The organism is Microcoleus vaginatus PCC 9802, assembly GCA_022701275.1.
Classification (GTDB): Bacteria; Cyanobacteriota; Cyanobacteriia; order Cyanobacteriales; family Microcoleaceae; genus Microcoleus; species Microcoleus vaginatus_A.
In genome coordinates this window covers 5,446,138-5,468,257 of record CP031740.1, presented here as the reverse complement: position 1 = coordinate 5,468,257, position 22,120 = coordinate 5,446,138, and the positions used below count along the sequence as shown (strand labels likewise).

The 22,120-nt window shown below is 46.3% G+C and carries 23 protein-coding genes and 1 pseudogene; 15 read left to right on the top strand and 9 right to left on the bottom strand.

Annotated elements, in window-relative coordinates; all coding sequences use genetic code 11:
• Positions 1-91: 91 nt before the first annotated feature.
• The gene (locus tag D0A34_22565) at positions 92-949 is read right to left on the bottom strand and encodes a calcium-binding protein (protein UNU21254.1); all 858 of its coding nucleotides are present in this window, start codon (positions 947-949) and stop codon (positions 92-94) included.
• A 92-nt stretch (positions 950-1,041) separates the two neighbouring features.
• Positions 1,042-1,227, bottom strand: a complete 186-nt coding sequence (locus tag D0A34_22560) for a hypothetical protein (GenBank protein ID UNU21253.1) — start codon at positions 1,225-1,227, stop codon at positions 1,042-1,044.
• Between the two features lie 263 nt (positions 1,228-1,490).
• On the opposite strand from D0A34_22560, the gene D0A34_22555 reads away from it, so the two are divergent.
• Positions 1,491-1,739 (top strand): hypothetical protein, encoded by a 249-nt coding sequence (locus D0A34_22555; protein UNU21252.1) that lies wholly within the window; start codon positions 1,491-1,493, stop codon positions 1,737-1,739.
• 11 nt (positions 1,740-1,750) lie between these two features.
• On the opposite strand, the gene D0A34_22550 is transcribed toward D0A34_22555, so the two are convergent.
• The 3 genes from D0A34_22550 to D0A34_22540 form a co-directional block, all read right to left on the bottom strand.
• Positions 1,751-2,005: a hypothetical protein gene (locus D0A34_22550; protein ID UNU21251.1), complete on the bottom strand. Its 255-nt coding sequence runs from the start codon at positions 2,003-2,005 to the stop codon at positions 1,751-1,753.
• Positions 2,006-2,313: 308 nt separating this feature from the next.
• Complete coding sequence (locus D0A34_22545) at positions 2,314-2,493, bottom strand: hypothetical protein (GenBank protein ID UNU21250.1); 180 nt, start codon at positions 2,491-2,493, stop codon at positions 2,314-2,316.
• A gap of 991 nt (positions 2,494-3,484) precedes the next feature.
• A complete protein-coding gene (locus tag D0A34_22540) occupies positions 3,485-3,703 on the bottom strand; it encodes a hypothetical protein (protein UNU22419.1) in 219 nt (72 codons plus the stop codon).
• 424 nt (positions 3,704-4,127) lie between these two features.
• Here D0A34_22540 and D0A34_22535 point away from each other — a divergent pair, with 424 nt between their 5' ends.
• Entirely contained in the window at positions 4,128-4,325 is a 198-nt protein-coding gene (locus D0A34_22535) for a hypothetical protein (GenBank protein UNU21249.1), read from the top strand.
• 707 nt (positions 4,326-5,032) lie between these two features.
• A complete protein-coding gene (locus tag D0A34_22530; GenBank protein UNU21248.1) occupies positions 5,033-5,236 on the top strand; it encodes a hypothetical protein in 204 nt (67 codons plus the stop codon).
• Between the two features lie 327 nt (positions 5,237-5,563).
• Here the strand turns inward: D0A34_22530 and D0A34_22525 are convergent, their stop codons facing one another.
• Positions 5,564-6,313: a pentapeptide repeat-containing protein gene (locus D0A34_22525; protein ID UNU21247.1), complete on the bottom strand. Its 750-nt coding sequence runs from the start codon at positions 6,311-6,313 to the stop codon at positions 5,564-5,566.
• A 54-nt stretch (positions 6,314-6,367) separates the two neighbouring features.
• Here D0A34_22525 and D0A34_22520 point away from each other — a divergent pair, with 54 nt between their 5' ends.
• Positions 6,368-6,880 (top strand): phosphoribosyltransferase, encoded by a 513-nt coding sequence (locus tag D0A34_22520; GenBank protein UNU21246.1) that lies wholly within the window; start codon positions 6,368-6,370, stop codon positions 6,878-6,880.
• A 357-nt stretch (positions 6,881-7,237) separates the two neighbouring features.
• Here the strand turns inward: D0A34_22520 and D0A34_22515 are convergent, their stop codons facing one another.
• Entirely contained in the window at positions 7,238-8,428 is a 1,191-nt protein-coding gene (locus D0A34_22515; GenBank protein UNU21245.1) for a 1-deoxy-D-xylulose-5-phosphate reductoisomerase, read from the bottom strand.
• Between the two features lie 97 nt (positions 8,429-8,525).
• On the opposite strand from D0A34_22515, the gene D0A34_22510 reads away from it, so the two are divergent.
• Together D0A34_22510 and D0A34_22505 are read left to right on the top strand one after the other, a co-directional pair.
• On the top strand, positions 8,526-10,139 hold the full coding sequence (locus D0A34_22510) for a DUF2079 domain-containing protein (protein ID UNU22418.1): 1,614 nt from the start codon (positions 8,526-8,528) through the stop codon (positions 10,137-10,139).
• Between the two features lie 51 nt (positions 10,140-10,190).
• The gene (locus D0A34_22505) at positions 10,191-11,588 is read left to right on the top strand and encodes a DUF2079 domain-containing protein (GenBank protein UNU21244.1); all 1,398 of its coding nucleotides are present in this window, start codon (positions 10,191-10,193) and stop codon (positions 11,586-11,588) included.
• A gap of 77 nt (positions 11,589-11,665) precedes the next feature.
• Here D0A34_22505 and cas6 read toward each other — a convergent pair.
• Positions 11,666-12,739: pseudogene (gene cas6 / locus D0A34_22500) on the bottom strand (CRISPR-associated endoribonuclease Cas6).
• 357 nt (positions 12,740-13,096) lie between these two features.
• Here cas6 and D0A34_22495 point away from each other — a divergent pair.
• The 5 genes from D0A34_22495 (at position 13,097) to D0A34_22475 (ending at position 16,932) form a co-directional block, all read left to right on the top strand.
• Positions 13,097-13,459 (top strand): ferredoxin--nitrite reductase, encoded by a 363-nt coding sequence (locus D0A34_22495; protein ID UNU21243.1) that lies wholly within the window; start codon positions 13,097-13,099, stop codon positions 13,457-13,459.
• A 147-nt stretch (positions 13,460-13,606) separates the two neighbouring features.
• Entirely contained in the window at positions 13,607-14,014 is a 408-nt protein-coding gene (locus D0A34_22490; GenBank protein ID UNU21242.1) for a DUF309 domain-containing protein, read from the top strand.
• Positions 14,015-14,319: 305 nt separating this feature from the next.
• Complete coding sequence (locus D0A34_22485; GenBank protein UNU21241.1) at positions 14,320-14,790, top strand: OstA family protein; 471 nt, start codon at positions 14,320-14,322, stop codon at positions 14,788-14,790.
• 172 nt (positions 14,791-14,962) lie between these two features.
• A complete protein-coding gene (gene lptB, locus D0A34_22480) occupies positions 14,963-15,691 on the top strand; it encodes an LPS export ABC transporter ATP-binding protein (protein ID UNU21240.1) in 729 nt (242 codons plus the stop codon).
• Positions 15,692-15,765: 74 nt separating this feature from the next.
• On the top strand, positions 15,766-16,932 hold the full coding sequence (locus tag D0A34_22475) for a YjgP/YjgQ family permease (GenBank protein ID UNU21239.1): 1,167 nt from the start codon (positions 15,766-15,768) through the stop codon (positions 16,930-16,932).
• Between the two features lie 189 nt (positions 16,933-17,121).
• On the opposite strand, the gene D0A34_22470 is transcribed toward D0A34_22475, so the two are convergent.
• The gene (locus tag D0A34_22470; protein UNU21238.1) at positions 17,122-18,492 is read right to left on the bottom strand and encodes a hypothetical protein; all 1,371 of its coding nucleotides are present in this window, start codon (positions 18,490-18,492) and stop codon (positions 17,122-17,124) included.
• 463 nt (positions 18,493-18,955) lie between these two features.
• Here D0A34_22470 and pgl point away from each other — a divergent pair, with 463 nt between their 5' ends.
• From pgl to D0A34_22450, 4 genes are all read left to right on the top strand, one after another.
• Positions 18,956-19,675 (top strand): 6-phosphogluconolactonase, encoded by a 720-nt coding sequence (gene pgl, locus D0A34_22465; protein UNU21237.1) that lies wholly within the window; start codon positions 18,956-18,958, stop codon positions 19,673-19,675.
• A gap of 206 nt (positions 19,676-19,881) precedes the next feature.
• Entirely contained in the window at positions 19,882-20,670 is a 789-nt protein-coding gene (locus D0A34_22460) for an FHA domain-containing protein (GenBank protein ID UNU21236.1), read from the top strand.
• A gap of 82 nt (positions 20,671-20,752) precedes the next feature.
• Positions 20,753-21,244, top strand: coding sequence for an FHA domain-containing protein (locus tag D0A34_22455; GenBank protein ID UNU21235.1), 492 nt, complete (start codon positions 20,753-20,755; stop codon positions 21,242-21,244).
• A gap of 55 nt (positions 21,245-21,299) precedes the next feature.
• Positions 21,300-22,037: a photosystem reaction center subunit H gene (locus D0A34_22450; protein UNU21234.1), complete on the top strand. Its 738-nt coding sequence runs from the start codon at positions 21,300-21,302 to the stop codon at positions 22,035-22,037.
• Positions 22,038-22,120: the final 83 nt, after the last annotated feature.

Below are 22,120 nucleotides of genomic sequence, written 5' to 3'. Positions count from 1 at the left end.
GGCAGAGTGAGGTTGAAATCCTTTAAAACTACCGGTTTTGTGAGAACAGCCCCGAATCTTATCCGGTGCTGCCCCACAACAGCCAGTTGTTTTAGAACAACTCGAAGTTGTTCGAGGTAATTGTCAGGCCAGGCTGCAACTGAGCAATAGTTAGCACGCCGCTGGTGCCGTTGAAGAACAACTTACCGCTTGTTGGGTCGTAGACTAACTTGTTGCTCGTGGCTGTTCCTGGAGTACCTTCGTTGAAATTAGAAACGACGACAAACTCGCTTGCCTCGAAGCTGCTGCCCAAACCAGAGAACACACCACCCTGCTTCAAGCGGATCTTATCTTCACCTGGGGCAAAGTCAGTGATCGTGTCTAGCCCATAATCGCCACCGCTGGAGAAGAAGAAGAACGTATCGCTGCCAGCACCGCCGGTCAGGACATCAGCGCCTCTGTCGCCAGAGATAAAGTCATTGCCACCGCCACCATTGACAGTATCGTTTTCTTTACCGCCGTATACAGTGTCGTTGCCGTCGCCGCCATCGACAATATCGTTGCCTTGGCCACCGTAGACTGTATCGCTGCCCGATCCGCCGAGTACGGTGTCGTTGCCTCTGTCGCCAGAAACCAAGTCATTGCCATCACCACCGTCGACGAGATCATCGCCTTTACCGGCAAATATCCGATCGTCGCCGCTGCCACCAGCGACCACATCGTTGCCCGAACCAGAAGCGATGATATCGTTGCCGTCGCCGCCACCGACACTGTCATTTTGGCCACCGGACAAAATGACGTCGTTGCCAGCGCCACCGGCGATGACATCTGGGGCCCCAAAAGTCAGGATGATGTCATCCCCGGAGCTGCCGTTCAACCTGTTAGCGGTCTGGATGCCGATAATGTTTGAACCACCGCCACCTCCAGGTAGTGAACTTGCTGGTTGTGTTGGATTAGTTACCTGTGTCATTTACACTCCTCCTAAAAGATCAATCATTTTTCTACAATACACTTTTCCCTCCAAAGGGATTCAATAAATGAAACCGGACATCGGTTGAGACCCTAATTGACCCGGCTGCTATAAGCTGTCATGTAATTTAAATTGTCAGCAGCGAGCCTCGGAGCGCGAGTAGAATCCTGTATTCGTTGAGCAGCAAATATCGGTTGTTTCCTGCTTTTGACTCTCGACTCCACCACTGCCTCCTCTAACACGAAAATATTCCCGTTAAACGTTTGCGAGTTTACCATAATGACCGTCGGCGTGGCTAGTCATTATTAAAACAATAGCCGGAAGATACACAGAGACCATTTTTAATCTGAGTATGCTCTCAAGATTGAGAACTTGCACCGGGCCCTTGGCACTGTCGATCGCCGGATAGTTCGATCGCCCGCAATGGGGCTGGAACTGAGCTGCGATTTCTTTTGAGTACACTATAGTTGACCTGACTTTTGATTTTTGCTAATAGTTCCCCAGAAATCAAAATTTTTTAGCTGGCTTTCAAAGCAAGCCCGTGCACGCTGGAGGTCGCATTCAATCAAAAGTGCCTCCCAACACAGTCCCGGACGGGCTTTTTAGCCTCCTCACCTTGATGTTTCCAGCCAAATCCCTGACGCTCAACGCAGGATTTTGGCTAAAAAACCCAGTTTTTCAACCACAATCCCTCATTTCAACCATGATCCACATCCATCCGGACAATCAGACAAGGCAGCGCTCGTCTTTTGGTGAAGTTGGGATGAACGGTGGGCCGGTAGATTTGTGACGATACTGTCACTAGATTTTTAGATTTGAGATTTTAGATTTAGTCCAGAGATAAATTTGGGAACTGGAACTAGGATATAAAATTTTGGGCTGCTGGCGAATCCTGCCCCAGTTATGGGTTGGCGCAATTGTAGTTATGAATAATTTACCTGTTGATAATGGTGAAGCCAGCAGTTTTTTGATTGCATCTATCGGAGCCAAGGTAAAATTCTTACCTCCATACTCGCCGGATTTATTTCCGATAGAGTTGTAGTGGGCCAAAATCAAAGCGATTTTCCGTTCTGAAGCCTATCCACCTTCAAATGTTCTTGATGAAGCGATTACTAAAGCTGTTAATGCTTTTACTCATGAAAATGCTTGGCCATCCTTTCATCACTCTGGTCTCTTTTGAGAACTAATTAAATAGTTAATTTTTGTGGTACATTCGATGGCTAATACCTGTGAGTTAAAATATTAAGTTTTTAGCCAAGAGTTGTTTACTAATTGTTGTTAAATTCGAGCTGATCATTAACGATTAGCAATTTTCATGAAATTTGGTTCCTCATTCATTCAGAGAAAATCGCTACTATTTATTCCTAGCGGTGTGCTGCTAGTTGCGCTGTTGAGCCGTTGGAAGTGCTCTGGCTATCGTACCTGTAGATTTGAGCGTCACTCTCGAAAATATAATTGATGGAAGTAGCTGCATAGTAGGTCAGCGCTAGCAGCGACAATAGATTAAGAACTCTATAAATTGGTTTCTCAGATACTTCGTTCATTTTGACTCCTACTTTTTATGCAAATAACGAATTTGGATACCGTGACGGCAGTTTTTTTTTAGATGTTCCCAAACATCTCGCACCTCTAAAAATTTAGCGGGCTCGCGTTATACACTCCTGATGCCCGATCGCCTAAAATAAGTCGTACTTGAGATTTGAAACAGTTTTTGTTGCCTATTTCATATTGCAGTCTCTGCCTTGAATAGTCTATCTAACTGCGGTAAGAGTTAGGCAATTGGGGGATAAACGAACTCTACAATTTTCTGTTTAGAGCTGCTACGATTTGAAGAGAAGACTCTGGAAAAGGTTACAGACCCAAGAGCGTAGCTGTTTTTCAACGCCTAGCCAGGATTTTCCCACATTCGATTAATGGTACGCCGTGGCCGGAAGTAATAAAAATTCTTAAGTTAGTCAGCGGAAGGCGAAAATATGTCTGAAGTTATATTTTTGCAAGCAACAAGCCCTGTTACATTACATATTAATTTTGAGCTTGGTTGAGGTGGTCGATATTTTTTGAATAAAAAAATGTTGCTGTGGCTGTCCGAGAATTTGGATCTGACAATTTTGACTGAGCCCCACCCTTAAATCACGATGTGACAGAAGAAAAGTAGGCATCAGTAGATTGGAGACTTCGGCGTGAGACGTTCGGCTAGCGCTCAGTCAATCTCGCTCAGTTGAACGATTTGAGATTTGAGATTTATTCCACAGATGAATCTGAGAGCTTGAACAAGATCCTAAAATTTTGGGCTGCTGCCGGCTCCTGTCGGAAACTTGTATCCGTTTGTGGGCGGGGTCAAAAAGCCGAAGGCAGAATTTGATATCGGTAAAAAAATACTGTTTTAGGATTCAGAATTTTTATTGAATTCTACCTTCTAGCTGCATTTTTTTTACAAGGAAACAAGCTCATTTACTCGCTGCCAGGAGCGATGCCTGCCGAATAATTTAGGACGAGATAACCAACTATGTTGAAGCCAGTTACTTCCACAATTTATTATAATTCTTGATCGCACTGAGCTGTTTTTACAACAGACTTTTTGCTGGTAATTTGCAAAAGGGATAGGGGCACAACAACAGGCCAAAACAGAGGCCCCATTATTAAGGCTATCCAAGATATCACGTCTTTTTTAGATGTCGCTGTATCATTCCAAAAACTTTTGAACCAAACAAGAAAAACGATTAAGGCAATCGAAAAGTAGCTAATCATTATCATTTTTTTACCTGCCTGCCTATAGATGAGATAGAAGTATTTATAATTATTGTATCTCAGGCCGTGGCTCGCAGATCGCAACTTTATGCCCTGAGCTGCAAGCTGCAAGTGTCTAAAACCCAAAGTTTCACAGCTCTCCGAGTCCAGACCTGCGATGTAGAGCGGACTTACTCCCGCTGCGCGGCGGTCTTGGGAACTCAAAGCCTTGCTTTCAGTGCTTTTCGAGGTTTTGTCAAACCTTGAGGCTACCACCCCAATCATAGCTTATGCGATCGAGGTCTTTGGTTTACTGTGATTTAACTCACGTATACTCGGAGATTTCGGTCACAAATCGAGCCAAGAACGATCACACAGCTTACCCGACTGCAATCACCCTACTCTTTTCTCAAATGTTCGATATTATAATAGTCGAGTTCAACGAGATTTCATGCAAGCTCTGACTTTAAAATCTGATCGCGCGATCGCTGAACTGTTCTATCAAGTCACTCATTCAGGCAATCTGACTCGCACTGAAAGCCACGGACTGCGCGAACTCTGCCAAAGCGCTCTCAGCGAAGACGCCCGAGATGCAGTCAACCGCCTGCTGCACGCCATCCGCCGCGGATGGGTCAGGATTTCCGATTAGTCCCCTCACACAAGAAGTTGAGATCAGTATTTCTACTTTCTCTCCTGTCAAGCTTTGCCAACAATAAGATTTTCATGAGTAGGTCGCTCCATTAACCCTCTCCAAAAAAAATTGTACTGCGATCGAAAAGCTCGACCCGGTTTCTTGAAGAAGCCGGGATTTTTGATTTGAAGCAGTCAGTCGATTTTAGATTTTAGATTTTAGATTTTAGATTTTAGATGGACTTCACATATGAATCTGGGAGCTTGAACTAGGGCCTAAAATTTGGGGCTGCTGGGGGCTCCTATCGAAAACTTGTATCTGTCTTTGGGCGGGTCATTAAGTATATACACGGAAAAAAGACCACACCAAGAAACTAGGTAAATGTAGGTAAAAGCGGGCTTATAAACACGCTAAAAGTTTTACGTTGAATTAAGCCGAGCGATTTGGCTAGCAGTCCTTAGTAATCTCTTGATAGATAAATATTAATTTATTTGTCACCGTTTCTTAACCAAAAGTAGAGATGTGGGGGTTGCCAGAAGCGAGGAATCGGGACGGGGTTTGTGTTTCAAGTAGCAGGGCTATCGAGGAAATATCCGATCGCCTAGTTCGGCTGACACAAATCACTCATCAAGAGCCAATCGATCACATTTACTTCCGTAGTTGAATCACATAAATTTTGGAAAAATCAGTCAATACTGTCAAAAGTGAGTTCAAAAAAAAAACACATGATGACAACCCAAACGCTTTTACCTCAATTTACTATTGCAGAGCTAGTCTTTCAGGTATATCACTCCGGTCTGCTGACTCCCACTCACCGACAACAACTCCAGACAGCGCTCTTAAATGACTGTCTTACCGAAGAAGATCAAATAGCCATCAACCGCTTGCTCCACGCCGTTCGCCGGGGCTGGCTGAAGGTTGTAGATTAAATTATCGCCAATTTTTTTGGCCACTCTCTTTAAATGAACTGTCAGTCAATTTTGGATTTTAGACTTCCGCAAGCGCTCAGTCGAACCGTGGAGTCCCGCTCACTCTAACAATTTGAGATTTTAGATTTACTCCACAGATGAATCTGGGAGGTTGAACAAGACTCTAAAATTTTTGCCTCTCCACAACAGGAGTCCGGGGCTTCTCTCGATTTTTGGGCGCATGAGATTAACGCAGAATTAAATCCCCTTAAAAAAATCAGGCATTAGCCTAAATGTAGGGTGCGCCACCAGCACCCTGCGGTTTTAACTTCTATTTGGCCAGCTTATTTACTCACAGATGTTGCCGTCAGGCATCATCGCCTCTCTCAGATTCGCTTCATTCAAATTTGTCCCGCGCAAAGAAGCTTGATGTAAGTTTGCTCCCCGGAGATTTGCTCCCTTAAGGGAAACTCCGCTCAAATCTGCTTGATGGAGATTTGCACAGCTCAAGTTAGCTCCGCTCAAATCGGCTCCCTTCAAATCCGCTTTTTCCAGATTTGCTTCCGTCAAATTTGCCCAGCTCAGATTTGCTTGAGTTAAGTTAGCACGGCTAAGGTCAGCTTGTGTTAAGTTCGCGTCGGTTAAATTTGCTTTACTGAGGTTGATTCCGCAAAGTTTTACTTCTGTCAAGTTTGCACCTTGCAAGTTAGCGTTAACTGCATAAACTTGAATCAAAATTGCCCCCTGAAGGTTTGCATCTCTCATGTCTGCACCCCTGAGACTCGCCCCCGTTAAATCGGCCCCGCTGAACACGACACTCCGCAAAATGGCTCCGCTCAAGTTCGCTCCCACTGCGTCGCATTCGCCAAAATTAGCGGACATGAGGTTGGCTTGGGAGAGGTTGGCTTGGCTGATATCTGCTTGATACAGATTAGCTCTGTAGAGGGTGAGGCCGATCGAATTTGCACCTTTTAAATTAGCGTGACTCAGGTCAATATCGCGCAAGTTTGTCCTTGACATATTGACCCCGGTCAGGTCTACTTTGTGAAAAACCCGTTCTCCGGCTGCATAGCGTCTGAGAAGTTCCTCTGCATCCATGTCATTTTCCCCAAAATATTTAATAATACCTTTGATATTTCAATAATATTAGGAATGAGCGACCTTTACGTTTCTTGGCCTGAGTACCATCTAAAAATTGAGGATTTGGCTGTAAAAATTGATGAATCTCAGTGGAAATTCGATCGCATTGTCTGTCTGGCGAGGGGAGGGCTGCGGGTTGGGGATACTCTGTCGCGGATTTTCGACAAACCTCTGGCGATTTTAGCTGCCTCGTCCTATGGTGGGGCCGAGGGAAATGTCCGGGGTGCGATCGAGTTTGCCCGCGATTTGACAATGGTGGGGGATAATTTGGGCAGCCACATTCTCCTGATTGACGATTTGGTGGATTCGGGAATTAGTTTAGATCAAAGTATCGCTTGGCTGAAGAGTCGCTACGGCGAGGATATTCAGGAAATTCGGACTGCTGTACTCTGGTACAAGGCTTGTTCTGTTGCAAAGCCGGATTATTATGTAGATTATTTGGCTGACAATCCTTGGATTCACCAACCTTTTGAAATGTACGAAAAGATGAGTGCGGCTGATTTGGCGACGAAAGTTGGGAGTTAGTCAATAAAAGGCTAACATCTGGTCAACTTTTAACATGGTTGGGGGGATATTTTGCACTTTTTGGCATAGTCCGTCCGGGGTTTCAACCCCTGTCTCATAGCTAAAGTCCTCTCAAAGAAAAGTGAATATTTATTAAGGTTTGGCAGTCTGTTTCAACTCTGATATTGCACCATTCTCAATAAGCCTTTTATGGGCGGGCTAGGAGCAACGGCCCACAACAAAATTCACTCTTTGTGGAACAGGCATCTTGCCTGTTCTTGAGAATGGTGCAATATCTCATTTTCAACCAACTTTAGCTCTGAGACGGGGAATTAATTCCCGGCGGGCTTGTGGGTAAGTGCAAGTCGGCTGATACAATTAGCGAACCGAAAGAATACGATCGCCCAATTCCATACTATCTGCCAAAACTTCCTGCCGCGCCCACCTATCCGCGGCCAAAATATCGTCTAAACCAGGACTTTCACAGTTATCGGTTTGATGTTTGTCGCACGCCTTTTCAATCAACTTGGGAATATCCAAAAACTGAATCTTCTCCTCCAAAAATAGCGCGACCGCCTGTTCGTTTGCCGCATTCAGCACCGCAGGCATCGAACCGCCCGCACGTCCCGCTGCATAAGCCAACTGCATACAAGGATACTTTTCGTGGTCTGGTTCTCGGAAAGTTAAATCGCCAGCTTTTACCAAATCCAGCCGTTCCCAATCTGTATGAATTCGCTCCGGCCAAGACAAAGCGTAAAGCAGCGGCAAGCGCATATCCGGCCAGCCCAATTGCGCCAAAACAGAGGTATCTTGCAGCTCAATTAACGAGTGAATTATGCTCTGAGGATGGATGACAATATCAATGTCGTCATAATCCATTCCGAACAAGTAATGAGCCTCAATTACTTCTAATCCTTTATTCATCAAAGTAGCAGAATCGATCGTGATTTTCTGCCCCATCGACCAATTCGGATGTTTCAAAGCATCGGCTACTGTTACTCCTGCTAATTTGTCGATCGGCAAATCTCGAAAAGAACCCCCCGAAGCCGTGAGAATAATTCGCCGCAACCCGCCAACCATAACACCTTGGAGGCACTGAAAAATTGCCGAATGTTCCGAGTCAGCAGGTAATATTTTAACGCCGTATTTTTCGATGAGGGGGTTGACAACCGGACCCCCTGCGATTAATGTTTCTTTATTGGCTAAGGCGATATCTTTGCCTGCTTTGATAGCCGCAATTGTTGGCAGCAAACCGGCACAGCCAACTATGCCGGTGACGACGGCTTGAGCGTCACCGTATTGGGCAACTTCGACAACGCCTGACTCGCCAGCAAGTAAAATAGGTAGAGGGTCGAGATCTGCGATCGCCTCCTTCAATTCCAGTAATTTATCTTCGTCGCAAACCGCGACAATTTCCGGTCGAAACTGGCGAATTTGCTGGGCCAGCAACGTTACATTTCGTCCGGCGGTTAACCCGACAATCCGAAATTTGTCGGGGTATTGAGCTACAATATCCAGAGTCTGAGTGCCGATGGAGCCTGTCGAGCCGAGAAGAGTTATTGCTTTCACAATTTTTTAAGGTTTTGTGGATTATTCTAATATTACGATTGCGGGGATAAAAATTAGTGGTTAACTATTGCGTGGAAAGCACATTCGATGGAATCATATTTTGAGTGACCACCTAGTGCCAGATTTCATGCAGAATAGGGAAAATTTTGCTGATTCGAGTGAGGACATCAGTGTCTCGATCGCCGAAAATATAGAGGAAGGTCGATCGCAGCTACCGTCGAGTTTGGTTTGGGCGATCGCTACTGCTGCGACAATTTTCTTTTTGTGTAGCAGTTTACGGCACGCTTTATTCCAATCAACTGCTTTCGATTTGGGAATTTTTGACCAAGCAATTTACTTGATCAGCCAAAACCAAACGCCTTTTTCTTCTTTAATGGGGATTCATATTTTGGGGGATCACGCAGCGGTAATCTATTATCCGCTAGCTTGGCTGTACAAAATTTCCCCGGATGTGCATTGGCTACTGTTGGTACAAGCAGTTGCTTTATCCCTGGGGGCTTGGCCTACGTGGAGTTTAGCGCGTTTGGCAGGTTTAAATCAAGAACAATCCCGTGCGATCGCATTGATTTATTTGCTCTATCCGGTGGTATTTAACATCAATTTATTTGATTTTCACCCGGAAGTAATCGCTTTACCCGCACTTTTGGCAGCAATTTTGGCGGCGCGTTTAAATAAAATTGTGTGGTTTTGTAGCGCTATTGTGTTAGTTCTCAGTTGCAAGGCGGTTTTGTCCCTAACCGTTGTTGCTATGGGTGTCTGGCTGTTTTTTTGCGAAAAAAAGCAACGGTACTGGGCGATCGCACTTTTGCTCGGTGCAGCTTGGTTTTTGATAGCTTCCCAGAAAATCATCCCCTTCTTTAGCGGCAGCGAAGTCGCTGGAGTCGGGCGCTACAGCTATTTAGGCAAATCCGTACTAGAAATCATCATCAATCTCATATTAAAACCACAGTTAGTATTAGGAAAAATCCTTTCCTTCGATACCTTCAAATATTTATTTTTCCTCACCTTACCTGTGATTTGGCTGCTATTGCCATTCTCGGGCAAACTACGCCTAAAATATTTAACAGCGCTAATTCCTGCCATCCCTACCCTGCTCATCAATATCCTCTCAGACTTGTCATTTCAACGCAGCTTAGCCTATCAGTACTCAGTGCCTGTAATTCCATTTTTATTTTTAGCAGTAATCGCGAAGGAAGAAACAAGGAACAGGGAAGGAATAAAAGGCAACCAGGAAGAGGATAAAGCAAATAAGCAACAGTTTTTAACATGGGTCAATCTGCCACAATTTAAAAACTTCCGAATTTCTCAACTTTGGCAGGGAATTCAATTGCCGAGAATCATGATAATTTGGTCATTACTAATTTTCCTATGTATGGGCGAATATAAAGATTTTTATCTGTACATAAATCGACTAGATACCTGGCAAGCTACACGCGAAGCAGTCGCACAAGTTCAACCCCAAAGCAGTATTTTAACAGATAATAGACTTGCCCCTCACTTTGCCCACCGCCCAATAGTAAAATTGCTTTCACAAATTTCGCCGCAAACCAATTTAGCTGAATTTCAATACATATTATTAAACCTGCGCCATCCCTGGCCTGATACTGAAAAAATTGGTGATACCTTAGCAAATCAACTTAAAAAATCTCCCGATTTTAAATTAACTTATCAAAAAAACCAAGTTCTCCTATTTAAACGAATGGCTGATTAAACCAATAAAATGCTAACTTTAAAATCCCTAAAATCTCATCCAGTATTTTTAATGATTGTCGTGACAACGATAGTCTTATTTACCGCCAGCAGCGCGCGGCACGCTTTGTTTCATTCAACTGCATTCGACTTAGCAATTTTTGACCAAGCAATTTATTTAATCTCCCAAAATCAAACGCCATTTTCCTCTTTAATCGCAATAAATATTTGGGGCGATCACGCCGCTTTTATTTTCTATCCACTAGCTTTACTTTACAAAATATATCCAGATGTTCACTGGCTTTTTTTAGTGCAAGCTGTTTCCCTAGCTTTAGGCGCTTGGCCGACTTGGAGTTTGGCACGTCAAGCGGGATTAAACGAACGAAAAGCAATTGCAATTTCCGCCCTATATCTGCTTTATCCCGCAGTATTTAATGTCAATCTCTTCGACTTCCACCCAGAAGTAATTGCTTTACCAGCACTGCTAGCAGCAATCTTAGCCGCGAGGCTGAATCAAACCTTGTGGTTTTGTGCTGCTATTGTATTAGTTTTGATTTGCAAGGACATGCTATCTTTAACTGTGGCTGGGATGGGTTTGTGGCTGTTGTGTTTTGACAAAAAACGCAATTGTGGACTCATAGCTCTATTTCTAGGCGCGGGTTGGTTCCTGGTAGCTACTCAGGCAGTTATACCGTATTTTAATCCAAGAGAACTCGCGGGAATCGGGCGGTATCAATATTTGGGGAACTCGGTTTTTGAAATTGCTATTAATTTAATAGTGAAACCCTATCTAGTTTTAGAGCGTTTGTTTTCTTTAGATACTTTTGAATATTTAGCCTTATTGCTATTACCAGTAATTTGGTGGCTGTCCCCGCGTCATCTGTCATCTTTAATTAGTGCTGTGCCGATGTTGGCGATGAATATTCTTTCCGATAGCCCCGCTCAGCGGGATTTAATTCATCAATATTCTGTGCCGATATTGCCGTTTTTGTTGGTTGCCGTAATTTCCAGTTTAGCAGCTAGCAATCAGCAAAAGGGAAAGACAATATTTGAGAGATTGCCAATTCCTAATTATCCATTGCCTAGAGTCATTGTAATTTGGTCGTTGATTGCTTTCTTAGCTTTAGCGAAATACGGCTATTTTTGGACTATTTATTTAAATGGGATCGACACTTTGCCCGCTACCCGAGAGGCAATTTCTCTTGTTGAAACCAAAGGCAGTGTTTTAACAAATGTTCAGATTGCTCCGCATTTAGCGCACCGCCCTGTAGTAAAATTAACTCAGGCTAACGCGCCGCCTGCCAATCTCGCAGAATTTGATTATGTATTGCTGAATCTCAGATATCCTGGCTGGATGAGCGATCGAGAATTTGTTAAAAACCTAGTAACTCAACTAAAAAACACCCCTCAATTTCAACTAAAATATCAGCGAGACGACATATACCTATTTACCCAAAACGCTAACAAATAAATCATCTTCTCCTCCTGCGCGCCCTTCGCGACGAAAGCGGTTCGTAAAACAAATATCATTTACAAATCAATTTAACCTTACTGCTCCACTTTCAAAGCCCTTCTTGCCAACTTCACGTAAGTTTTCACGGTTTCGTAAGGCATTTCCAAATCAGCAGCAATATCAAACAAAGATTCCCCCAATTCCCGGCGCGCCAAAATCGTCGCCCAAGTTTCAGCAATCTCAGCAGCGCGACTTCCACCTGTACGCTTTCTGTGCGCCATAAACTTCTGTGTCAATTCATCTATTCGCGTCGCCAATACGCTTTGTATCGACACTTCAGGTAGCGCTTCTGTCAACCATTGTGCTCGCGTTTGTCCCAATCCAAAAGTTGTTTTGTGACCCGTGCCGCAGTAAGGCGCTAACCGCCCCAAAGCATAAAATAATTGTACAAAATCAGGGCGATTGTGAGCCGATCGCCCTAGCCCAAATTCCACAGCCCCAGTGAATCCCGTTACCATGCCTTTTTTGCCCGCCGCTACCTTTTGCGACTCCAATTTGTGGCGGCTAATAATTGCATTTTCATCAATCCAATTCAAAAATTCTGCTTGGTCAAAATTTAGCCCCGAAAAGTTATTCCAGCGGCGCAAATAGCTGTGAAAAACCTTTTCGGGAACTGGCAAAGGGAAGTGATAGCCTTTGCTACGAAAGCTTGTAGGAGTCACAAAACTAAGTTTGATGGTTGGCGACAATGCGGGTTCTGCTGTTAATAATTGCTGGTAAGTTGTGGGAGCAAAAGCAATATCCCAAGAGGGAATTAGCAGCGGAGCATTTCGCAAATCTATCTATTGGGGCAAATTTTGCAGCCACTGACTCAGCCACTGCACTACTCGCTTTGAAAGTCCTGTTACGTACCAGCGATAAATTCGATCGCCCAAAAGCTGAAATTCTTTGCCGCCAGGGAGCAAATCACCTTCCAATCCCGAAATAGTAAAGGCTTTTTCGGACTGTTCATTGTGCAAAAGTTGCGATAAATCCGGGTCAGTTTGCTGCACTTGACCTAAAAACCAAGCGTGCAAGCCAATAGCATACTGCGCGTACAGATAGCTAGCAGCGCCGGGAGTCAATTCAAACACTAATCCGACTAACTCGGTGTCAGCCGGCCCAATCAGCCCAGACGGAGGAGATTTTCGATCGCGGGTGCGCGTGCGGTTCGGGGAAGTTGCCATCAGATGCCACTAACAGGGACAGGGCTGTGCTATCTTGTCCGATTTTTATCCCCTTTGGGGGATGATTGTTGAGGGCGATCGACTGCCCCCATCTTTTGGGCACTCCAAAAACCCGGTCGGCCGCCAGTTTCGCGCACCGTCCGGGATAGAGAAAAACCAGTAAAAAACCGACAACCTAAAACTCAATCTTTGTCAAGGTTTTCCTCCTTGTAAGTAAACAGAAATATACAAGTGTTTAAAATCCTATTCTGCGCTACAATTGTCAAAAGCTCGTAGCATCCTCAACTCCGATCCTAAACTATGAACACAACAGAAAAATCTAAACTCTCCAACGAAAAAACTTTGGAGGCGATGAAGAATTTCTCCGAAACCTACGCCAAGCGCACCGGAACTTACTTTTGTTCCGAGCCTTCTGTCACTGCTGTCGTCATAGAAGGACTAGCAAAACACAAGGATGAACTAGGTGCTCCTTTATGCCCTTGTCGCCATTACGAAGATAAAGAAGCCGAAGTAAAAGCCGCCTACTGGAACTGTCCGTGCATTCCCATGCGCGAGCGCAAAGAGTGTCACTGTATGTTATTTCTGACACCAGATAACGATTTCGCTGGAACTACTCAGGAAATTGGAATGGATCAGATTAAAGCTGTCAGAGACACTATGTAATCGGTTAAGTAGGCGGTCGTGAAATGGCAGCAGTTTTGAAAACAGGTTGTTATTTTTCCTATTTTTAAGACTTAGCTATTTAAAAGAAATCGATCGCCGCCTACTCAAACACACATCCGCAATCGAAAATCCCCAATTTTCAATGGAATGACAGAGGATATCTCGCTGGAGTTTTGCCAATGTATCGAACAGTTTAACAGCCAAGAATTTTACGCTTGTCACGATACTTTAGAGGCTTTGTGGATGGAAGCCGGCGAGCCGGAAAAAAGGTTTTATCAGGGAATATTGCAAATTGCGGTCGCGCTTTATCACTTAGGAAATCAAAACTGGCGCGGTGCGGTAATCTTGCTGGGAGAAGGAATAAATCGGCTCAGTTATTATCAGCCAAGTTATGCCGGAATTGCCGTTGAAGACTTGCTCGGACAAAGTGCTAAACTTTTGAGCGCTTTGCAACAAGCTGGCCCGGAAGAAGTAGCTAAATTTCAACAGTTGTTTGCAGGTACAGAAGTTGCAGGCTTGCAATTGCCGCGAATTATCAAACTACCAAAAAGTTAAATAAATGTTTGTATTAGGGTGTGCAGTATACTTGGCCTCTACACAGAGGAGGGCTGGCTTTCTTGCCGGCTGCCCAAGTATATTAATTTGCTGTGGAACGAGCCTCTTGCCCGTTCCCGGTTAAGACAGTTGCAGCCACTCAGCAAAATAATCAATTAAATTCGCTGTTGTCTTGCTAGGATAATTGGTTGAGACTCTCGGGTCAATCGATCGACCTCACGGGAATCTTTCTGGCCGTTAAGATAAAATACCTAACTGGAGATAATACCCTTCAGCAATTTCACAAAATTTGAGGCTCCAAGCTTATGATGCCCTCCGCTAAACTACTCAATTCCAGAATATTCAAAGGATTATCGCTGCTGTTGCCCCTCACCCTGGCAGGCGCGATTGCCTCTCCCACCTACCCGCAAGCCGCGCCGCCCCGCACTCTCAGTGTGCGATCGGACATTCAAGAAGCCGACTCCAAAACCGGCATCGTGACAGCCCGCGGCAACGTCCAAATCAACTATCCAGCCCGCCAAATACAAGCAACCGCAGCTCAAGCACAATATTTCAGCCGCGAGCGCCGGATCATTCTCAGCGGAGATGTTTACGTATTGCAGCAGGGCAACAGCCTGCGCGGCGAAACCATAACATACCTCATTGACGAAGGGCGGTTTATTGCCCTGCCAGACAACCCAGGACAGGTAGAATCTGTCTATCTGGTTGCCCCGGAACAAGATGCAGCAGCCCAAAAAGCAGTTGGCTCCCCACGTCCAACTACAGCCCCCCGGTAACAGTGGCTCGCAGCAGCGAAATTTCGCCTCAGCCAAAACATACTACTTGGGATAGATGCGAAATTTCGTCTTTATAAACCTAACAAACTTGAAAAGGTAAAATTTAAATTAGAGACTCGATCGCACAAACCCGCAGTCTGAAATTTAGCTTGTAGAGGTTGCCTCGGCGAACATGAAAATTGTACTCGAAAATATTCACAAATCCTACGGAAAACGCAATGTAGTCAGTCGCGTCAACCTTTCGGTAGCCCAAGGAGAAATCGTAGGACTGCTAGGCCCCAACGGTGCGGGCAAAACCACCACATTTTACATAGCAACCGGATTAGAAAAACCAAATCAAGGCACCGTTTGGCTAAATGATTTAGACATCACTAAATTGGCGATGCACCAGCGAGCGCATTTGGGAATTGGCTATCTCGCTCAAGAAGCAAGCATTTTCCGAAACATGAGCGTGCGCGACAACATTTTGTTAGTCCTAGAACAAACTCAAGTGCCGCGCTGGGAATGGCGCGATCGAGTCGATTTCCTATTGCAAGAATTTCGCTTAGAAAAAATAGCATCCAGTTTGGGAATTCAAATATCAGGGGGAGAAAGGCGGCGGACTGAACTGGCCAGAGCATTAGCCGCGGGACGAGACGGGCCGATGTTCCTATTTTTAGACGAACCGTTTGCAGGCGTCGATCCGATCGCCGTAGACGAAATTCAAACCATTATTTCCAAACTGCGCGATCGCAAAATCGGCATCCTCATCACAGATCACAACGTCCGAGAAACCCTCGAAATTACCGATCGAGCCTACATCATGCGAGACGGCCAAATTTTAGCCTCCGGGGCTGAAGAAGAACTCTACAGCAATCCTTTAGTGCGTCAGTATTACTTGGGCGACAGCTTCGTGCGCTAGTCTTTTGAAGGCATTCGGCAAACAGCAGAATTTTAGATTTTAGATTGAGGAGCAATCGGCGAGAACGCGCAACTATGAAAATAGCAATATCCAATTCTTTGAATCCCATCAACTGGCTGCCGAGAATTTCAGTAATGGACTGGTACATTACCAAAGAACTAATCGGGCCATTTCTCTTTGGCGTCGGACTCTTTACATCCGTCGCCGTCACAGTTGGAGCCTTATTTGAATTAGTCCGCAGAGTCACAGAATCCGGCCTCCCCTACAGCGCCGCCATAGAAATTTTTCTCCTCCAAATTCCCTACTTCGTAGTATTGGCTTTCCCCATGTCAATGCTGCTAGCAACCTTAATGGCCTACAGCCGAATGTCCAGCGACAGCGAACTCATCGCCCTCCGCAGTTGCGGAGTTAGCGTTTACCGATTGATACTGCCTGCTGTGATAATGAGTTTAATTGTTGCAGGCTTCACCTTTGCTTTGCAAGAGTTAGTTGTACCCGCCGCCAGCTACAGAGCTACTCTGACTTTAGACAGAGCCCTGAAGCGAGAAAAACCGATATTTCAAGATAGAAATATTATCTACACAGAATTTCGCAAACCAGAAAAAGGCGGCGACGAAATCCTGGCCCGCTTTTTTTATGCAGAACAATTTGACGGCCAGCGAATGAAAGGTTTAACAATTATCGATCGCTCCACCCCCGGCCTCAATCAAATCGTTTCTTCAGAATCAGCTACTTGGAATCCCTCAGAAAATACCTGGGATTTTTTCAACGGAACCGCTTATATAGTAGCTCCTGATGGCTCTTACCGCAATATAGTTAGGTTTCAACACCAGCAATTGCAACTCCCCCGCACGCCCTTAGATTTAGCGGCTAGAGCGCGGGATTTCAAGGAAATGAATATTGCCCAAGCTTTAGAGCGTTTAGATATCATTAAAAACAGCGGCGACGAACCGCAAATTCGCAAATTAAAGGTGCGAATTCAAGAAAAATATGCTTTTCCTTTCGTGTGCATGGTATTTGGTTTAGTGGGAGCCGCTTTGGGAACTCAACCGCGCCGCTCCGGTCGAGGAACGAGTTTTGGTATTAGCGTAATTGTGATTTTTACTTACTACGTATTTTCTTTCATCACGAGTTCTATGGGCGTGAAAGCTGTTTTGACTCCGATTCTGTCGGCTTGGCTGCCGATAATGTTTGGCTTGGGAATCGGGGGATTGTTGTTGGTGCGGGCAGCCGCTAGGTAAGTTTTACCACTAACATTGGCAATGGGTAATTCGGAACTTGTACTGCCCTTCCACTGCCTTCGGCTCCCTGCCCTTCAACTACGCGAGCTCTTCGACTAGCCTGAGGAGAACCTAAGTCCAAGGGCAGGAACCGCGTAGCCTAAGTATTGGGAATTGATAATATAGTTTTCGTGGCCGAACTTCCTTCATTTAAGGATTAGAAAAAGTATTGATTTCGCCACCGCCAATGTAGCGTCCCGGACGCAGGGAGCGGGGTGTAGAAAAAGGTTGAGGTTGAATGGGCTGCACGCCCTGATTTGTATTTTGGGGAACCACTCCAAAGTTAGGTGGCTCCGGCAAATTAAGCTGACTCGGTGGAGCTGTTTGAAATTGAGAATTCGCTGCATTGGGAGAGAATTGAGGGCTAATTATCTTGCTTCCCCCAATCCCACTTGGAAAGGGAGATGGATCGACATTTGGAAGTAGAGGTGTTGGCGAAGGTATGGCTACTGGAAGTGCCACAGGTTGAACTTCAGGTGCGAAGCCTGAGCCAGATAAATTAGTTTGGTAGGGATTTTTCGGCAAAGCCACCGTTGCAGCCCCTGCATTAATTTCGGGGAGGGTCGGTACTCGGGAAGTTAACCCCGCCAATGATTCAGGGACTGTAGCAGTCGGTTTTAAGAATTCTTGAGATTCCTTGCTCACAGTAGTTGTTGGAGCCACAAGTGGGGGAAGTGCTGTGGGAACATTCACAGGATTTGCTCCAGCTTGAGCTTTAGCGGTCGTTGGGAGCAAATTTGTCGCATTTACTGCTGCTGGATCGGAAGCCGGTCGATCGAGCAATGTAGCCGAGTCTGCTGTTTTCTCAGCCGAAGCCGCCGTTGCCGAAGTGTTAGCAACGACGTATTTTTTCATAGCTGCTTGCAGCGGACTCAAAGGCAGAGAATTTTCGTTTTGTTTATCTGAATTAGCATCACTCGACGCCTGCGATAAAGTTGCTGTCGCTGTACCCCCAGACTCAGGCTGGATCGTTTTTATCCCGGAAGTCACTCTCCCACTGCCCGATAAACTCAATGCTGATGTTGCGTTTGAACTTGGCAAGCTGGAATTTTGAGGGTTATTGTTTCCGGCATCATCGACAGCAGGAGTTGCTAAATTTGGCACAGGCAAAAATCCGCTGCTTCCTACCCGCTTGGGGGCTGAAGATGGCTGAGGAGTTTCTAAGCCCCGAGATCGAAGTTCCTCGAATAAACCTTTGCTTTTTACTACTGATGAATTTAACAAGTTCACTTCAGAAGCAGTAGAGCCATTAAACTGATTGACTAGCACTGGTAAGCTGTCGATTTCAGCCGCAATGGCGGTATCTTCAGCCGATAGCCCCGATAGCGAAGCTGGAGAGTTTGAGGCTGGTTCTTCTTCGCCATCTATGCTCAACCTTTCTGGATTTACAGAGACCTCCCAGATAAATAACCCCCCTGCACAGAGTACGGCTAGGGGAGCCCAAACCGCCGGTTGGGTCCAGTGGCGCAACCGCGCTATCAGATAGCGGACAGATGTAGGAAATCGCTTAAAACTTGACATAGTTTTGCTTCCATCCGAGCGTGCGGATTTAAAACTATTTTTCCTACTCTACCACATCAATCTTGATTATTTTTGCTATGCCGGGGTAAGTGCGATCGGGAGCATCTCGGTTTGGCTTTTACTGCCGGTGTGCGATCGTCCGGCTCGCTATATTTATAGACTTTGCTGTGCGGGACGGATCGGATTCCCAAAAAACGCTTTTTACTTTCTGCAGAGATGCTCCGAGTACGATCAAACTTTTGATTGAAAGTTGCGAAAGCTCAATGCAACGGGTGAAAATCCATAAAGCACTGGTAGAAATATGTCTTGCTTTCCTCAAATCAAGGGGCATAAGATGATAAAATGTTATGCGATGCGGTGCCAGGCCTGCCGGGTCTGTCAGTAGATCGACCTCAAACCAAAATGTTAAGGTAAAATTGGCAATTGCTGAGAATAACCCCCAAGGAAAGTTGAGAGGAAATGAATGAAAAAAGTAGTTGAAGTATTAGCAAATCGGGAACAACTAATAGATCGATCGCTGGAGATTGTGCTGTCGAAAATCTCAGAAGCCATAGCAGAACGCGGACTTTGTACGATCGCCGCAGCGGGCGGAAGCACACCGGAACCGCTCTACAGAGCGATCGCAGCCCAAGACCTGCCTTGGGACAAAATTCACGTTTTCTGGGGCGACGAACGCTACGTTCCCCCAGAACACCCAGACAGCAATCAAAAAATGGCGCGCCTCGCGTGGCTCGATCGAGTGAATATCCCCGCCAGCAACATCCACCCCATGCCCACAGGCGCCGGCGACCCCGCAGCCGACGCTGCGGCACACCAAACCGAATTACAGCAGTTCTTCAAAGTATCCGAGGGCGAGTTTCCTGCCTTCGACATCATTTTATTGGGCATAGGAGACGACGCCCACACCGCCTCTCTATTTCCCGGCACAGCAGCCTTGGAAGTCCGGGATGCCCTAGTAACTGTCGGCAACAAAGACGGTCAACCCCGCATTACCTTTACAGTCCCCTTAATCAACCGGGCCCGGTGCGTCATGTTCATGGTCGCAGGAGCCAGCAAACAACCGGCCCTAGCTCAAATTTTTGCCCCCGCAGCCGACGAAATGACCTATCCAGCCAGACTCGTTCAACCAGAGGGCGAACTTTGGTGGCTGCTCGATGCGGCGGCTGGCCAAGCAGTAAAATAGCCGACAGAGCCGCAAGCGTGCCAACACAGTCAGCATTATCACTAACTCAATCTTGCCCATCACAGCTAACGTCACGGCGTCAGCTCAGTTGCTAGTATTAGCGAAGCAATATAAGAATTGTGGCGGTTAAAGTTAAAATTTGACCATATACACGAGTATTTTTATGAGGCTGATTTGAAAATCTGGCCGATAGCAAGGAGAAATCGATGATTGTCTGTCCCAATTGCAATCACCAGAACCCCGACGGGGCCAGCCAGTGTGAGGCTTGCTACACGCCTTTACCTGTTACCGCAAGTTGCTCGAACTGCGGTGCAGCAGTTCAGACAGATGCAGCATTTTGCGGCCAGTGTGGCTTTAACTTGCGTCCGGGTTCCATAGTTCCAGAAGTTGAGGTGACAGTACCGTCCCCCTCGCCTGTAGGCCCCACAGTGGTATCGTCACCGGCGCCGGATTTAGTGCCACCCGCTCCCCTGATGGCCGAACCTCTAGTTACCCTGAATAAGGGACTCAACTTGGAAAAAAGTCCCGCCAGCATTCCGACGATTCCAGATCCCCCGCCTTCGCCCTCGGTTCCTGTTACAACTGAATCGGTGGCAACACCAGTAAATATCTCTCCTCCGGTTCCGGGCCCACAGCCAGCAGGTGTAGCTAAAACTCAACTGCAACAGCAGTCGGCGCGCCTGCTACACGTTCAGACAAATACGCCGATGGAATTGCCTCACAGTCTCTCTGTGGTTCACATAGGCAAGCCAAATGACTTAGTACCGCCGGATATTGATGTTTCGGGATTTGCTAATTCTGAGATAGTTTCTCGGGTACACGCAAATCTCCGGGTGGAGGGAGATGCTTGCTACCTAGAAGATGTAGGCAGTTCTAACGGCACTTACGTCAACAATACTCCGCTACCCAAGGGAAACCGCCACCGGTTGCGACCGGGAGACCGCATCTCTCTGGGCAAAGGAGACCTGGTTACGTTTTTATTTCAAATCTCTTAGAGCGAGTTTGGATTGGGCGATCGAAAGTCTAAAATCTAAAATCGCATCTTGAGGCGCTCTACCAAAACTCAATGCTGCCAATGTGATTAAGCTGACCTTGCTACATCCACTCCAGTCTATACCCGTCCGCAGTTGGATCTTTGAAGACGAGCAGGTCGTCCGGATCGGGCGCTCGACCGAAAACCACGTCGTTCTTTTTAGCGCTGTGGTTTCTCGTCGCCACATCGAATTGCGGCGCAGCGGCATAACTTGGGAACTGATCAATTTAGGTACCAATGGCACTTACCTCGATGGTAAGCCGATCGCTAAGGTTCCCATTGTGGACGGTCTGATCGTTCACTTGGCTCGCTCAGGTCCGAAAATTCAAATCAACGTAGGCCCAAATCAGTCCTCAGTCCAGTTAGGACAAATTAGCGTCAAGCCAAGGGAGGCTAAGGAAATTCACGCTCCCTCGGGCGGCGTGCAAATTAGCACGATTCCTGTTCCCGACCAAAAAGAAGTTGGCACTTCCAGGGAAGAGGAGGAGTTAACCGAGGCAGATAATAATCGCCATTATTCGGAAGAAGAATATTAAATCGGCTTCTTTGGACGATAGACATTTTTCAAAGGCGGCACTCAGGAGTTTATTTATGAGTACATCACCACAGATTGTTAGGCGCAGCGAACTGCTCAACCGCCGCACGATCGACCGCAGAACGGCGGAAGAGGTCGGCAGGGTAGATCGGGTTTGGCTCGATGCTCACTCCCAGCGGGCGATCGGCTTTACTTGCAAGTCGGGACTTTTGGGCAGCAAAAAAACTTGGTTCGCTTGGGCGCAAGTTGATACGGTGGGGGAAAATGTTTTTGTCACCATTAACCCGGAACTGCCGGAATTGCATCAGCCGGAACAAGCTGTTTGTCCGATCGGGCTTGAGGTGCTCACGGACGCTGGGAATCAGGCAGGTGCAGTGGTTGACTACCTATTCGATGTCCGCACGGGTTCAGTCACCCACTACCTATTTAAATCGAGCGGCTGGCGCGGTGTTTTAGACGACATTTACTTGTTACCTGTGGCAGCTATTTCGACCATCGGCAGCAAGCGGGCGATCGTCTCTGAAGCTGCTGTATCGGAGCCAGTGCAGTACGCGGAGGGACTGCACAAAAAAGTCGGTCTGGTAGCAGAGTTTTTACAGGAAGATTTCGACAGAACTCTCAAAAATGTGGCAGGTGTGAAGCGGGGCGCTCAAAGTCTGGCGGAAAAATTCCAAGATAAAGCTCTAGAAGTCAGGGATGTAGCTCAAGAAAAAGTTGCAGAGTTGAAGCGGCAAAGACAAGAATCTGTCCCGCCAGAGCCGAACCCGGAGCCGCCCGAGTCAGATTTGAGCTGAAGTTTGGCCTTCCCGCTCGCCCTGCGACTAATTGCCGATCGCATTTTGGGCCGGCGCGCGCGAGGAAGGTCGATCTGTATTTT